This window comes from Lactiplantibacillus mudanjiangensis, from assembly GCF_005405385.1.
Taxonomy (GTDB): domain Bacteria; phylum Bacillota; class Bacilli; order Lactobacillales; family Lactobacillaceae; genus Lactiplantibacillus; species Lactiplantibacillus mudanjiangensis.
The window spans coordinates 197636-211553 of record NZ_BJDY01000005.1; the positions used below are offsets into that span (position 1 = coordinate 197636).

At 40.0% G+C, this 13918-nt stretch carries 20 protein-coding genes; 2 read left to right on the forward strand and 18 right to left on the reverse strand.

Annotated features, from left to right (window positions below; genetic code table 11):
* Positions 1-17: 17 nt before the first annotated feature.
* The gene (locus FFM84_RS12075) at positions 18-605 is read right to left on the reverse strand and encodes a GNAT family N-acetyltransferase (RefSeq protein ID WP_130845581.1); all 588 of its coding nucleotides are present in this window, start codon (positions 603-605) and stop codon (positions 18-20) included.
* 115 nt (positions 606-720) lie between these two features.
* On the opposite strand from FFM84_RS12075, the gene FFM84_RS12080 reads away from it, so the two are divergent.
* On the forward strand, positions 721-1101 hold the full coding sequence (locus FFM84_RS12080; protein WP_165444345.1) for a VOC family protein: 381 nt from the start codon (positions 721-723) through the stop codon (positions 1099-1101).
* A gap of 74 nt (positions 1102-1175) precedes the next feature.
* On the opposite strand, the gene FFM84_RS12085 is transcribed toward FFM84_RS12080, so the two are convergent.
* From FFM84_RS12085 to FFM84_RS12155, 16 genes are all read right to left on the reverse strand, one after another.
* A complete protein-coding gene (locus FFM84_RS12085; protein WP_130845579.1) occupies positions 1176-1700 on the reverse strand; it encodes a hypothetical protein in 525 nt (174 codons plus the stop codon).
* Entirely contained in the window at positions 1690-2322 is a 633-nt protein-coding gene (locus FFM84_RS12090; RefSeq protein WP_130845578.1) for an ABC transporter ATP-binding protein, read from the reverse strand. The genes FFM84_RS12085 and FFM84_RS12090 overlap by 11 nt, the downstream gene beginning before the upstream one ends.
* Positions 2323-2339: 17 nt before the next feature.
* Positions 2340-3068, reverse strand: coding sequence for a hypothetical protein (locus FFM84_RS12095; protein WP_130845577.1), 729 nt, complete (start codon positions 3066-3068; stop codon positions 2340-2342).
* 2 nt (positions 3069-3070) lie between these two features.
* Positions 3071-3682, reverse strand: coding sequence for a hypothetical protein (locus FFM84_RS12100; protein WP_130847085.1), 612 nt, complete (start codon positions 3680-3682; stop codon positions 3071-3073).
* 58 nt (positions 3683-3740) lie between these two features.
* Positions 3741-4535, reverse strand: coding sequence for a hypothetical protein (locus FFM84_RS12105; protein ID WP_130845575.1), 795 nt, complete (start codon positions 4533-4535; stop codon positions 3741-3743).
* Positions 4536-4584: 49 nt separating this feature from the next.
* Positions 4585-4929, reverse strand: a complete 345-nt coding sequence (locus FFM84_RS12110) for a DUF2712 domain-containing protein (protein ID WP_174795756.1) — start codon at positions 4927-4929, stop codon at positions 4585-4587.
* Between the two features lie 696 nt (positions 4930-5625).
* Entirely contained in the window at positions 5626-5832 is a 207-nt protein-coding gene (locus FFM84_RS12115; protein ID WP_130845574.1) for a hypothetical protein, read from the reverse strand.
* Between the two features lie 28 nt (positions 5833-5860).
* On the reverse strand, positions 5861-6334 hold the full coding sequence (locus FFM84_RS12120) for a hypothetical protein (RefSeq protein ID WP_130845573.1): 474 nt from the start codon (positions 6332-6334) through the stop codon (positions 5861-5863).
* A gap of 16 nt (positions 6335-6350) precedes the next feature.
* Entirely contained in the window at positions 6351-6548 is a 198-nt protein-coding gene (locus tag FFM84_RS12125) for a hypothetical protein (protein ID WP_130847081.1), read from the reverse strand.
* A gap of 116 nt (positions 6549-6664) precedes the next feature.
* The gene (locus FFM84_RS12130) at positions 6665-7087 is read right to left on the reverse strand and encodes a hypothetical protein (protein WP_130845571.1); all 423 of its coding nucleotides are present in this window, start codon (positions 7085-7087) and stop codon (positions 6665-6667) included.
* Between the two features lie 616 nt (positions 7088-7703).
* Positions 7704-7859, reverse strand: a complete 156-nt coding sequence (locus FFM84_RS16170; protein WP_165450319.1) for a hypothetical protein — start codon at positions 7857-7859, stop codon at positions 7704-7706.
* Positions 7860-7902: 43 nt separating this feature from the next.
* Positions 7903-8229: a hypothetical protein gene (locus FFM84_RS12135; RefSeq protein WP_130845570.1), complete on the reverse strand. Its 327-nt coding sequence runs from the start codon at positions 8227-8229 to the stop codon at positions 7903-7905.
* Positions 8230-8251: 22 nt separating this feature from the next.
* On the reverse strand, positions 8252-8920 hold the full coding sequence (locus tag FFM84_RS12140) for a MucBP domain-containing protein (RefSeq protein WP_130845569.1): 669 nt from the start codon (positions 8918-8920) through the stop codon (positions 8252-8254).
* A gap of 21 nt (positions 8921-8941) precedes the next feature.
* A complete protein-coding gene (locus FFM84_RS12145) occupies positions 8942-9424 on the reverse strand; it encodes a hypothetical protein (RefSeq protein WP_130845568.1) in 483 nt (160 codons plus the stop codon).
* 334 nt (positions 9425-9758) lie between these two features.
* Positions 9759-10538 carry an alpha/beta fold hydrolase gene (locus FFM84_RS12150; RefSeq protein ID WP_130845567.1) on the reverse strand — a complete coding sequence of 260 codons (780 nt, stop codon included), beginning with the start codon at positions 10536-10538 and terminating at the stop codon, positions 9759-9761.
* 14 nt (positions 10539-10552) lie between these two features.
* Positions 10553-11263: a type I pantothenate kinase gene (locus tag FFM84_RS12155; RefSeq protein WP_165450318.1), complete on the reverse strand. Its 711-nt coding sequence runs from the start codon at positions 11261-11263 to the stop codon at positions 10553-10555.
* 45 nt (positions 11264-11308) lie between these two features.
* Between FFM84_RS12155 and FFM84_RS12160 the strand changes: the two genes are divergently transcribed.
* Positions 11309-12220: a LysR family transcriptional regulator gene (locus FFM84_RS12160; protein WP_130845565.1), complete on the forward strand. Its 912-nt coding sequence runs from the start codon at positions 11309-11311 to the stop codon at positions 12218-12220.
* A gap of 46 nt (positions 12221-12266) precedes the next feature.
* Here FFM84_RS12160 and FFM84_RS12165 read toward each other — a convergent pair whose 3' ends face one another.
* Positions 12267-13871, reverse strand: a complete 1605-nt coding sequence (locus FFM84_RS12165; RefSeq protein WP_130845564.1) for an acyl CoA:acetate/3-ketoacid CoA transferase — start codon at positions 13869-13871, stop codon at positions 12267-12269.
* Positions 13872-13918: the final 47 nt, after the last annotated feature.

Consider the following 13918-nt stretch of genomic DNA (forward strand, 5'->3'; position numbering starts at 1 on the left):
AAACACTTAGGTGGCGGCTAGGCCATGACTAAGTCTTTATCTAACTCATACTGCATATGAAAATACATGTGATCACCAATTGGCTTAATGCCGACCGTTTCATAATCGTGACGGTCGTAAAGCTTTTTGGCACCGGGGTTAGCCATATCCACGTTCAAGCCAATCCGTTTTTGACCGGCAGCGCGTGCATAGGATGGTAAAGCCGCTAGTAAGCGACCGCCAATCCCGTGACCTTGATAATTGGGATCAACCGCAATCGAATCCAAGTACCATTCATGTTCATAACTCTCTGCTTCAGCTTCAAATGCTGAACCAAACGCATCGTTATCCGCTGTGACTTGGGCAAGTACCTCATCCACAGCATCCTCATTTTTGTCAGGGTAACCAAACGCTACCCCGACTACTTGACCATCGGCCTCGGCCACTACCGTCGTCGCCATATCGGACAAATAAGCTGGTGTCCGGTAGGCGGCAGTAATGGCCTGCTCTAAGTCAGGTTCAGGGATGTCGTCAAGTTCCTCAAGTTGCATTTCATCAAAGATCATATTAATTAGCGGTGCTATCTGGCCCGCATCGTCTTGATTGGCTGGTCGAATCGTTATCACAAATAGTCCTCCTATCGTAGTAACTAATACATTACTATGAATCCTAGACGTTGTCAAAATTCAGACACGCCGTGGTATACTGGTAACCGAATTCATTTTGAAAGGATTTGAAATTGTGAATATTCGCGAAATTGATCATATCGTCTTGACCGTTACTGATATCGCTCGGTCACTGCGGTTCTACCATGAAGTTTTCGACCTACCCGTCATTACCTTTGACGGTGATCGCCAAGCCGTTTTAGTCGGCAAGCAAAAAATTAATTTTCAACTCGTTGACCAACCCCATGAACCCGTCGCTGACAAACCCACGCCTGGGAGCGCGGACTTGTGTTTGATTGCTAAGGACAACATTGAAGACATTGAACATCACTTGAAGAGTTACTTTGTTGAAATTGTCGACGGCCCCGTTGAACGGACTGGTGCTCATGGCAAGTTAGTGTCGTTGTATGTGCGCGACCCTGATAATAACTTGATTGAGATTAGTAATTATAAGTAACCATTTCTATTTTTAAATAACAAAGGGCCCACAATCAGATTATGCTGATCGTGAGCCTTTTGTTATTGCACCAGCTAAGACTTGAAATTCAATAAATACGAATACTTAGTAAATTGATGATTCTCGTGTGGCACTAAAAAACTAAATCGCGGCGTTGCATTCCGACTTCGATAGTTATCAATTGGCGTTCTAAAATTCATGACGATAACTTTATCGCCGCTTTTAGCCATTTCGCCCATCGTCAACAACTTGCCATTCACTTTTTCAGCACCTTTGGCAACACTGTAATACCCATATGGAATATTGAACCACATATTTTCATCGAAATTAGGATAATTCTGTTTAAAGCCATAATTAGCGGGGCCCACTTGTTTAATCTTAAGCTTGACACTAGCTAAAGCTTCATCCTTGGTTAATTGTGTTTTAGCAGATAATATTTGAAAATGAACAACTTCATCCTTAACCCTCTCACCTTGATGAACCATAACTTCTTTAACCGTTTGCGGTTGATAATGACGATTGACCGCTTGATACCGAAAAAAGCTCCCGACACCTAACAACAAGAAGATAACAATTAAAACCAAACGTTTAATTTTCATAAACATGGCCTGCCTTGACTAAGAATTGACGATTAGCAACCTTAGTTACAAACTCTCGATCATGCGATGCAATTAGGAAAGTCGTTCCCTGCTTATTTAGCTCATGGATATAAGCAATTAAGCGATCAATGCTCTCTGCATCCAATGCATTGGTAGGTTCATCCAAGATAATCAATTCACTGTTTCCTAACATCGCCTGGGCAATACCCAACTTTTGCCGCATTCCTAACGAGAATTTTTTAACGCACTTGTGACCATCAATTGGCAATTCAAATTGCGTTAACAATTGCTCGATCTGCGCGTTATCAACCGATGGCAATAATTTAGCCAATAACTCAAGATTACGTTTGCCCGTAAACTCTTCCAATACACTCGGATTCTCGATCATAATTCCAGCTTGAATTGGGAAAGCGTCGCCTGCTTTTAATTGCTGGTCATTAATTTTGATTTGTCCAGACGTTCTAATTAATCCTAGAATCGCTTTTAAAACTAGTGTTTTCCCGGAACCATTAATCCCTTCAAAAACCGCAATCTCTCCGCTGGAAATTGTTAGATTAACGTCCTCTAATAATACTTGTCCTTTGACCTTTTTAGATACATGCGTTAATTCAATTAAACTCATGGTAAATCCCCCCCATACTAATAGCTGTCAAAGCTTCGATAAATATAAAAATAGCTCACCATTAACCCCAATATAAGACCAATCGTTATCAAAATTGTCGTCATATTTAGCACCGTCACACGTTGAAAAATGCTTTGATTTAATGGGTTATATTGATTTGGCCAATAAATTGTCAGCACTAATAAAACTGTGGGTGCTATTAAGCCAAGCACCGAACTAGCTAAACTTCCTAACATTTGAATCAGTAGTAACATCAAGACTTGACCGTAAACCAGTGCGCCCCAAAGCAACCATGCACTACCGCCATTAAAACTACTTATCCTTAATTGAGTCGTCCCATTAAGCAATGTTACCAACGCCATAGTGGCTATTTCCACTAGTGTATAAACACCAGCTATTAGGCTAACTAATAATAAATTAATTTGAGCAAAGTTTGCTTTTGAAAACCGATAGCCAAATAATTGAACCGCATGGCGCTGCCACAAAAGTTTGAAACTGTCGCCAACCATGATCAATGGAAAAATAAAATATCCTAGCCATAGACTCGGAAAAATAATTTCTTTACTGCGGATATCTAATGCGGTCGGACCCGAAAAGAACCTAGCAACAACATTGGGATAAATACTACCCGTTAATTGCCATCCCACTAACCAGCTGACAATCCCCAATCCGATACTAATTAATAGAAACCTAAACTTAACCAACTGCCAATAATATCTAAATTGCACGCGCCATAATTGAGCCATCATTAAAACTCTCGCTTTAAAACTAACCAATAAGTCAATAGATTGAGAATGGTTATCAGACTAATCAGGATTAACAACTGACCTACTCGAACTGAGACACCGCCTAAAGTTGAAAAGTCATAGATCAACGTTGATACACCGCGCATGCTCGCTTCAAAAATACCGATATTAATAATTAGCATGGTCATTACTGACACAACCTTATTATTCAGCAGGAAGTAAATACCTAAGCTGCCACTAACAAAAAGCAATTGCACCAATAGTAGATAAATAAATCCTAAAACATTTGCGATAAAAAATTCTACGGGTACATGTAACTGAAATCGAATAAGCACTAGTACGATTGATACTAAACTCCACCCCAACCAAATAATTAACGTCGTCATGATATTTTGAAAGCAAGTCTGATAATACAAGACTGAACGTTTTTGACAGATAAAACTGTCACCTAATCGATACTGGGTCATCACGGAACCAGCAACGATTGTTAGTGGTAAGAAAACATAGTGAATCAAAAAACGATCAAATACACCTTCATAAAGTGACTCAAAATTAGTCGCATAGATAAATAAATCAAAAATCTCTTTTAAGCCGCACCCAATTGCAATTAACAAAATGATTACCAATAGCTTGCGCTTGGCCCAGAGCCGACCCCATTCTTGAAGCCAAATATTATTCAATAATGCGATAACGATAGCCTCCCATTGCTAACACTGCGGTTCCTACCCCCATTAACATCGTCATTAACAAGACAACCCATAGTTGAATATCATTCTGACTTGTCTCTGTCACAAAATACATCGGTACAAAAGTAACCGACAAATCTGTCATGCCATGCACTAATAGAATTGCTAATTGCAAGACAAAACCTGCAGTCATTGCCACGAACCGATTATTAATGAGTAACGACCAGCCTAAACAAAATATGGCAAACATTGCACCCCAGAAACCTGCAAATATGATTGATAACAAAACATGCATGAACGGATGCTGGAAAAATAAGCCTACTAAAAGCGTATTTCGATTAATCACTAAAATATTACTATTCAAAAGATTGTCAGGATGAATATTAGGAATCAACAAAAAGTAGAGCAGAAAATTAACCAATAGTGGTATGACAATAATAGCAGCACCTAACAAAGCTGTTACAAACAAATAAGATTTAAACACCGACTTTACACTTAGTCTAAGTTGTAATTGTGCTAAAAAACCACTGTCCAAATCTTTTCTTATCAATGTGCTGACTGGTAATGCCGCCAATAACGGTAATATCAAATAGAAAGCAGTGGATGAAAAATGAAAGCTATCAATACCAATCCACTTGGTATACGGTGAATCAAAGAAAGTATTACTTACTAACAATCTGCGGTTTAAGCTTTGAATAACTTGAACGATCGGCAAGATCAGAGCTATAAAAAAATAAAGAGTGACAATTCTGTAATCTATGCGTTGTAATATAAGTTTCATGGTTTCCTCCTAAAAAATATGTATTACAGAGCCGAATCTGTAATTCTAGTTACTTACTATCTGGACTCCAAACTCCAGATGCACTACCATTTGCTTTTCGAATGCTATTAATTCGGACCGAAACACCACTACCAGTTGATTCAACTGCATTGTTCCATAAATGAGTTGTTGAACCTACATATGATTTATATTCGTGACCGCCCGAAACGTCTCGACCGTCGTATAACGCAGCGTGAATATTAATATAATTCATTGAGTTAGTAACTTTGCTGGTATAGTTATAGTACGCTGAGCGATTATTTTTTTTACGTGCAGGCGTGTGGTCATACATACTATTAACCGTATATTTATTTGTCCAACTAGTATCACCAGTATTAGATGCTGCTGATAACACACCAAAGCCACTCCCCATGAGTGTTAATGCTAAGGCACCTGTTGCAAAACTTTTTTCATATTCAATGTGATGACCCCCAATTAATTTTTATTCGGCTCTGCACCAACTACAATACATGTACACGTTCTGCATGTCTACACTATTTTTAGATATATGTTATGCATATAATTTTATTTATTTATAGACAATCAAACTAGTTGATATTAATAAAATCCAAAAGGTCTTATCAACATCAGTAATTTCTTGTTACAAAGTAGAGGTTCATAATTAAACATTTCAAATAAGCTACCATATAAAATTCATGTTTTCTCACTGGAAAATAAATAATAAAATATAGTAACATTCTAAAAATATTAATACTCAAAACAGCATATCTAAATACAAATAAGCCGACTACTTTTCATATAAGGTTGACTTGCGTACATTTAATTTTTTAATTAATCGTATTGGAACTAACACGCTTACAAAGTTCTTTGAACAGGCTTTGTTTTTGATAACTAAATTATGGAAAAGTTACATTATAGCCGATCCGATTAGGCTTACTGGTGCCCATAGCAAGTTAGTGTCGTTGTATATGAGTGACTCTGCTAATGACTTGATTGAAATCAGTAATTATAAATAGATTGAAACAATCCCGGCCGACAACTTTTGTCAACCGGGATTGTTTAGTTAAATGAACACAGCTATCAAACCGTTTTAGTTACTCTTATGACTGAGTTTTCCAACCAAATAACGATTAAGTTTGCCATCTATTCTGCCATTTACCAGCAACAGCAGCATGATATATATCACACCAAAACTTAGAAAATAATGCTCATTGATAAATGGTATTTCCCATAATAAGTACATGCCAAAAATAGCCACGATAAAGATTAGATTTCTAACGATAATTTTTGCCTTCATAGTAGCCTCCACTTAGACCAAACAGCTTTTACTGACGTTTACGCCAAAAATAACGACCGATTCGATAAATCACAATGACGATCAGCATCGGTATTGAGAAAACAATAAAAACTGCACGTTTCAAATGAATTAAGATCAAACTTAAAATATCATCGGAACTACCCTCACCAGCACCACTGGCACCGGCAATATCATACCGATTGGCAGTTGGATTTATCGCATCATGATAACGATCTGCATAAGTTTTACCATCATTAAAATTCTTTTTAGTCTGCCGATCTGGAATTAAATCCATGATCAGTCGATTAGACCTTAGCTTAGGTAACAATGCCATCACAATCGGATAAATGAGCACATATGAAACCGTCAGCCAAATATTAACTGGGTTCCATTTAAGTACTAACATCGCATCACGATTCGCCGATACAAAGTAGCCGACTATCAAGTAGAACAAAATACCATACAAATAATCCATCATTAAATGACCTAACGCTTTTCGCATCTCTAAGACCTCCGCACTAAGACTCAGTTTTTTTACTCAATAAAAACAGCGTTTGGAAGTCCATTCCAAAACAAGCAAATATGGTATCCGCAATGAGCAGACCGGTAATACTGCCAATGATGTTAGATAGTAAAGAACCAAATATCAGTGGTAGCCAATTGCCACCCAAGCTAACAAAAATCAAGGTGACAGTAACATATAGAAATTTTTTCAATTTTTCAACCACCTCTTTTAAGTATTTCATCATTGCTAATAAAAAACTGTTAACAATAATTAAAATAACTTATTTGCATTCCTGTCAGCTACTTTGTTCTGACAATTGATTTGGTCCTAATTCAGACAATAAAGGTAAATCGGCCCCAATCTATCTAAATAAATAACTGCTGGCTTGGTTGCAGCCTGATAAGACATCGCGTAAATCTTAGGATTCGTTGCCAAAGCAGTGTACTCATCCTCCATCCGAATTGATACACGCACAGCTTTTACTGGATCACTAATTGTAGCGTAAGCCCAACGACTAGCCACCCGATTATTTGTCAGACTAAAACAGCATACAATTGAAAGTACAACTAAGCCCCAATACAAATAATGGAGTTCAACTTCTGGCTCTAATTTCTGATATAGCACACCTGCAATCAAACAACTATTAATTAATATCGCCGGCCAACCAAAAATCACCGAATAACTCAAAAAATAAGGAGGGGATGCTAAAGCAGCAATCAAAAGCGTTATTATAATTAATCCCCATAACAATCGTATCACCATTCACTTCATTGATTCCATTGTTCCGATAAATCCAACCAATAATTAAAATCAACCATAAAACACCACAAAGTATGAGGTTGCAGAATTTTTTTAAGTTCATTTTCACACGTTTTACCTACCTCATTTTCATTTTAATAACCCGTACACCAGATATCTTCTTACTACCATAAAGCGAAGTTGAAAGTTTTCTATTATAAGCATTATCTGTATGCTGGATATTGATATCTATAAAAGGACCAAATATTTGGCACTTTTTATACGCTTTATATTAGTCAAGCTGACAGGGATTATAGAAAGACTTTTTCCCACGTCCTTCACCAGCCTCTGACTAATAAATAGTTTTGCTTTTCAATTGATCAACTACTTTGTCGATTTATCAGTTACCTTTTTAACAAGATAACTATTCAATTTTCCACCGACTTTGCTATAATCCAGCACAAATACTGCTACCCCTGTAATTATAAGACCAGGTAATTTATTTGTTCGTAGTTCGGGTATAAAGCCCGAACCCAACATCACAAGAAGTACAAAAATGAACAAATAATTTCTGATTTTTTTCTCAAGCTTCATTGCGTATCACCCATTCTAGTTGACTAAAAACATGCTATTCAATAATCGTATCAATCAAAATTATCGTAAACATGATTGCCAGCAAAAGACTCCCAATTGTCACAATGACATCAAATACAACTTTGACCTTTTTACGTTGAATGATATCCACAAACAAAGTCGATGTCATTGCTAAAAATTGCCAAATCATGTAGCCACACCAAAATATTGCACCTAATACTCACTCCTCTAGTCTAAGCGATTGGATATGCTGGATAAGCCTTGTATTTATGTGCATTAATTCGTTTAATTCTTACCGTAGTTGTATTCGTTCTACCGGGGCCTGCAGAAAAACTCATTTTCACATCGTAACAAACCATTTTTTTACTACCAGAATACTCTGCACTAATATACTTCGCCGATCTTTTTGGAAACGAAAACATCGAAGCAATCGGATGCCTATTTTCAAGTATGCTTAAGCGAACCGCATTTTGGGGTGTATAGGGAATCAAAAATATCGGTGTCGAAACAAGCCATATCGTGATAACGAACATTCCAATTTTTAACCAGCGTTTTTTCACTATCCTACGCTCCTTTGGCCAATTACTTAGCGCTCACCGTATATCGTTTCAAATTAAAATCAGTCGTCTTCGTACGGACATTAGGCTGCTTGATGATAAATTTGAAATGGCTCTTTTTGCGACTAATCCGTGCCGTATAAGTTTTTCCACGATTCGTAAACTTCTTTGTGACACCAACTTTTTTGAATAGTATGTACTTTGGTCGCTGCACGGCTATATCGAAAAAGCTGATCTCGCCAACATTCATGACACCTTTATCACCGGTTGAAGAGACATCATATCTATACGCGCCTTTACCGGATAGTTGTAGTGATTTTAACGTCTTATCTGCATAAACCGTTTGATACAACGTCCCAATTTTGGTCGGCTTTATGTTGACATATGGCACCGCATAAACAAAGACGACCTTTTGTGGCTTAGCTTTAAACACCAGCTTACGCTTAACCGATCCCTGTAATAACAAGTTTTTATTATGGTCAAAAACATTGCCTTTGGCCGTATATGATTTGCCAATTTTTCCGGTGACCTTATCCTGATCTAAAACGCCACCAGTGTTCATTTTATAAACAATCGTGATAGTCCCCTTATGTACAGCCGCCTGAGCAACATTTTGTTTTGGTCCCATGAACAATCCAAACCCGACCATCATCAAACCAACTAGCATGCCCCAAGACTTTCTCAGCTTAACCATCTAATCTCCCCCTCAACGACTTTAAAGCCCATGAAATTGTCCAACGTGACCATAAACCAACATTAATGGCATATTCACCACTAACAACCACCAAAAGACTTGTAACGTTTGTTTTAACGAGGCCTGATACTCCCCCACCCGACCGGCTAAAATAATAGTCGCGGTTAGTAACAACCAAAAACAGCCAATCGGCGTTAAATCAATGTTAAACCACACCAACGTAATCAAGACAAACACCGCATCAAATAATGAAAAGTCATCTAAGTCAAAGCCACCTAGACCAACTGGTTTCCCAGTTAATGGCCGTTGAAGCCATTGTTTCAGCGTCGTAAACAACATAATCACCAACGGAATCACGGCCAAAATGACCGCCAACTGATTATGCCAAAAATAATACAAGATACCGGTTTCAATTAGGTTCGCACCTAATAAACCACCGGCAATCCCCAGGGTTGTTTTTAAATCGACCCATGCAAATTGAGTCCCCGGTCTGTCTAAGCTCATCGTTATCCCACCAATCGCTCGGTTAATTGTTTCCTTGCTTAATGATTATTATATGTTGTTGATCACCTTTTAACAATCACTAATCAAACCAACAAAAAAATCGTTTACCAGTTTTAAAACACTAGTAAACGATTATTTGAATCAACTATTACAGCGGCATCAGGTCAACTTGATGGTCCGTGTCAATGCCGTTTGCTGACGTTTTTAGTCAGCTTAGGGCATGGACAGTTAGTAGACTTGCTTTTTAGGCTACTAACTGAGGGACCAGACCGCTTTTTGGCTGGGCACGTTCCCCACAGACCATCAAGTTACACCTGATAAAGCGGCAACTACCTCACCCCAAAAAGTCCAACATCACCTGATTAAACTTATCCGTCTGTTCCGCCATAATAATATGGCCGGCTTGTGGAATCACGACTGACGAGCCATGTGGGCACAACTTGGCGGTAGCTGCGGCATGTTCAGCTGGCCAGAATGGCGTTTTTTCACCAGCCATGAATAAGACCGGCACCTGCAACCGCCCGATCACATCTCGCCAATCTTGAAACGCATGATCGTATAACAGTGGTCGATTCAAGGCATAATCGAATTTATGATCGCCTTGTGCCGCTTTAACTGCGGCAAAGGTACTGTCATCGATCCGTTTGAAGGTTGTATGCACGTGATACATTTCTTCAGCGGCTTTTGGAAAATTATCCCACGTCAAATCTAGTAATCCATAAGGCCACGACTCATCGCTAATCATCTTAGGCGACTGGTCGACACTAATAATCTTATGAATCAAGCGGTCACCATATAGCGAACAATAGGCCCAAATCACTGCGACGCCCATTGAATTCCCCATCATATCGACATTGCTAACATTCAAGTACGCCAATAATTCCGCCACATCCTTAGCTTGCCGACTCATCCGTAAGCCCTTAGTTGTCGTTTCCGAACGCCCATGATTACGCCGATCTAAGTTAATCACACGATAGCCTTGTGACACTAACGCTTTAACTTGTGCGCGCCAAATTTCTTTATAGCCAGCGTAACCCGTCATGATGAGAATCGGTTGTCCAATCCCCACATCATCGTATGTTAACTGCACGCCATCACTCGTTAAAAATTGCATTCCCCTTTACCTCCTTAAGCCTGCGCAACTGCTGCGACTGTTGATTGACTTGGTTCTAGCCAAGTGAGCTGATGATCCGCATTCATGTGGACTTGCCAAGCGGACAATGACCGTAATGGGGCAACATTCTCATTAAAATTACGTTCATTAATTTCTATCCAGCTTCGACGCGCTCGTGGTTCAAATTCCGCCCAAGTGAGTCCTTGTTGCCCGGCCAAGTTCAAATGTGAACAGCGTTGTAAGTACCATTGATAGTTATCCGTTGGCTCAACATCTAAGAAAAGACTACTCGTTAATAACTGGCGAAACATTGGTTGTAAGACCATTAGCCCTTCAATAATTAAAATATCCGGTTGATAAACAACTTTCTGTGCTTGCCGGTCGATGTCATTCGTGGCATGATTGTACGTGGGCAATGTGATGGCTTGATCATGCTTAATCGCCATGACAAATTGCCACACCAACTGCTTATCATAACTGATTGGAAACCCTTTTTTATCACTCAACTGAAATCGCTGTAATTCAGCGTTTGATCGTAAGAAGTCATCAGTCGAAACCAAGACACAGTTCAACGCTGGCCAACACTGTTGATACGCTTGTTGTAATTGCCGCGCTAGCGTGGTTTTACCAGAAGCGACTCGTCCAGTAATTCCAAGAATCACGGGGCAAGCATTGGTCGGTTGCGGTAATATTTTTGTTAAGTCAGTTGTTTTAATTATTGGCATCATGCCACCACCTTTAAAATTGAGTCTGAAAGAAGGGTCTTTACCATGGATATTCACCAAATCCAATATCTCATCACCATCGTCGACAACGGTTACAATCTCACTCAGAGCGCGCGGGCATTGAATGTCTCCCAACCAGCATTAAGTAAACTGATTAGTGAACTTGAAGCCACTGAGAACATTCAAATCTTCATCCACCACAAGGGTCGGATTACCGGACTCACTCCGATTGGCAAAGATCTGATTCGTCACGGTCGTCAAGTCAGTGCCGATTATGAAAACATGCTCCAAAGTATTCGAGATCACGCTGACATTAAACGCGGTAAAGTTAAGATTGGGATCGCCCCCGTGATCATTTCCACGATATTTAATCGGGCGATTCCTGAATTTATTTTAAATAATCCCAATATTGAACTTAAAATCATTGAAAAAGGTGCCTACGAACTACAGAAAATGTTGCTACTTCACGAAATCGACTTGGCCGTGATTGTGTCACCGACAACATTTCCTTCTATTAAAGAACAAATTATCTACCGTGACTCCGTGGCGGTTTGGTTCAATCCTCAACATCGTTTCCACGAGTTCGATGGCGCGATTCCGATAACCGAGATTGGTAAAGAACGGATCGTTACCTTAGATGACAGCTTCATGGTCACCTATCAAGTCAAACAACTCTTCCGTGAGCATGATCTGCATCCCAACTTTTTCCTGCAAACTGGCTCGTGGGATTTGATCTTAAACATGTGTGAAGAGATGGATACTGTCGGGATCATTGCGGCGCCAATCGGTGGTAACTATGCCGGCACCCAAATCGAACACCGAGACTTTGAACCAAACTTTCCCTGGAATATCAGTATTTGTCGGTTTAACGATAATTCCCAAAATAACTTGGTTCGTTATACTGAGAAATGGTTCACCGATTATTTTCAAACCGTCCAACAACAAGGACACTTTTAACTAAAAGCGAGCATGGCCATCGATGCCATGCTCGCTTTTCTATCGCTTAATGCATTGCGGCTGGTAATTGAACCAATTGATCAGCTTGATTGAGCGTGTTTCCCATTAATGGTTCTTGGAAAATCCGCGTATCCATATAACGTAAGTCACCACTAATCAATGGTTTAAAGTCCATTTGATCTAGGATATCTGTTTGAAGATCCATCCCGGGTGCAATTTCAATCAATTCAATGCCACCAGTCGTCAATTCAAAGACGGCCCGTTCAGTAACATAATAAATGTTTTGCTTATTTTCAGCAGCCACTGGCCCAGAGAACGTGATCTGTTCCACATCTTGGACGAGCTTGTGACGACGACCTTCTTGGTCAATTTGTAGCTTGCCATCCACAACCGATTCACGTAGACCACCGGCGGTAAAGGTCCCAGTAAAGACGACCGTTGGGGTATTCTGGGTAATATTGACAAAACCACCAGTCCCGGCGATCTTCGGCCCAAACTTCGAAACGTTGATGTTCCCAGCATGATCGAGTTCAGCCAAACCTAAGAACGCAATATCAATCCCACCACCATCGTAGAAATCAAACATATATGGTTGGTCAATCGTGGCTTCTGGGGCAATGGCACAACCGAAGTCGCCGCCACCCATTGGCACCCCACCAAAGGTCCCGGGTTCAACCGTTGTGGTGACATTTTCAGCACTACCTTCAGCTTTCAAAATCAATGAGACCGTTTCAGGATATTTCCCAATCCCATAGTTAACGATGTTGTCACTATCTTGTTTAAACATCGCCGCACGCCGAGCAATTACCTTCTTGGCATCCAATGGCACTTGAATTGACCCAGCTGGTTTAATCACATCAGCATCAACATAATCAGGATTGTATTGCGTGGTATTGCTTTGCATCGTCATGGTTTCATCGGCCGTTTCAACGACGTAATCAACCAACAAACCAGGAATCCGAATATCCTTAGGTTTCATCGAACCAGACTTAACGATCCGTTTAACCTGGACAAAGACTTTCCCACCATTGTTGTGAGCAGCCATCGCAATCGATGTTGATTCCAAGGTCAATGGTTCATCATCAAAGGTGATATTCCCATCTTCATCGGCAAAGGTACCCCGCAAAATCGCAATGTTTGGTTCTGGGACTTCATAAGCTAAATAATCTTTCCCATGAATTTGCATCTTCGAAACTAAGTCATGTGCTTTAGCGGCATCGTTTAACTTACCGCCTTCAACGTCAGGATCAACGAATGTTCCTAAACCAACCCGACTGATTTGAATCGGCTTGTGCGCCGCAGAATCCCGAAAGATTTGTGACAATACCCCTTGTGGGAAGTTGTAAGCTTCGAAATCATTAGCGGCCACGAGTGGTTCTAATTTGGGTGCTAAGCCCCAATGTCCACCGACGATCCGCCGTAATAAGCCTTTGGCAGCGAGATTATTGGTGCCCTTGGCATCGCCATCACCAATCCCAGACGCATGCCAAATCTCTAATTGTTTCGGATGACCTTCATCATCAAAGCGCTTGCGAATACTCCGTAACATTTCTTCGGCAACATCGGACCCTAAGAAACCTTCCAGTGCAATGGTGGCGTTATCTGGAATTAACTTTGCTGCTTGATCACTATTAATAAATTGTACCGTCATGTCTGACACCCCATTCTCAAATTTACGCCAACCAACGACTGGTGGCT

Bases quoted from the DNA above. Each gene is read 5' to 3' on its own strand.
- FFM84_RS12140 (WP_130845569.1), bottom strand. From the start codon at position 8,920: ATGGTTAAGCTGAGAAAGTCTTGGGGCATGCTAGTTGGTTTGATGATG.
- FFM84_RS12150 (WP_130845567.1), bottom strand. From the start codon at position 10,538: ATGCAATTTTTAACGAGTGATGGCGTGCAGTTAACATACGATGATGTG.
- FFM84_RS12160 (WP_130845565.1), top strand. From the start codon at position 11,309: ATGGATATTCACCAAATCCAATATCTCATCACCATCGTCGACAACGGT.
- FFM84_RS16170 (WP_165450319.1), bottom strand. From the start codon at position 7,859: ATGATTTGGCAATTTTTAGCAATGACATCGACTTTGTTTGTGGATATC.
- FFM84_RS12120 (WP_130845573.1), bottom strand. From the start codon at position 6,334: ATGCGAAAAGCGTTAGGTCATTTAATGATGGATTATTTGTATGGTATT.
- FFM84_RS12145 (WP_130845568.1), bottom strand. From the start codon at position 9,424: ATGAGCTTAGACAGACCGGGGACTCAATTTGCATGGGTCGATTTAAAA.
- FFM84_RS12115 (WP_130845574.1), bottom strand. From the start codon at position 5,832: ATGAAGGCAAAAATTATCGTTAGAAATCTAATCTTTATCGTGGCTATT.
- FFM84_RS12085 (WP_130845579.1), bottom strand. From the start codon at position 1,700: ATGAAAATTAAACGTTTGGTTTTAATTGTTATCTTCTTGTTGTTAGGT.
- FFM84_RS12165 (WP_130845564.1), bottom strand. From the start codon at position 13,871: ATGACGGTACAATTTATTAATAGTGATCAAGCAGCAAAGTTAATTCCA.
- FFM84_RS12155 (WP_165450318.1), bottom strand. From the start codon at position 11,263: ATGCCAATAATTAAAACAACTGACTTAACAAAAATATTACCGCAACCG.
- FFM84_RS12095 (WP_130845577.1), bottom strand. From the start codon at position 3,068: ATGGCTCAATTATGGCGCGTGCAATTTAGATATTATTGGCAGTTGGTT.
- FFM84_RS12090 (WP_130845578.1), bottom strand. From the start codon at position 2,322: ATGAGTTTAATTGAATTAACGCATGTATCTAAAAAGGTCAAAGGACAA.
- FFM84_RS12105 (WP_130845575.1), bottom strand. From the start codon at position 4,535: ATGAAACTTATATTACAACGCATAGATTACAGAATTGTCACTCTTTAT.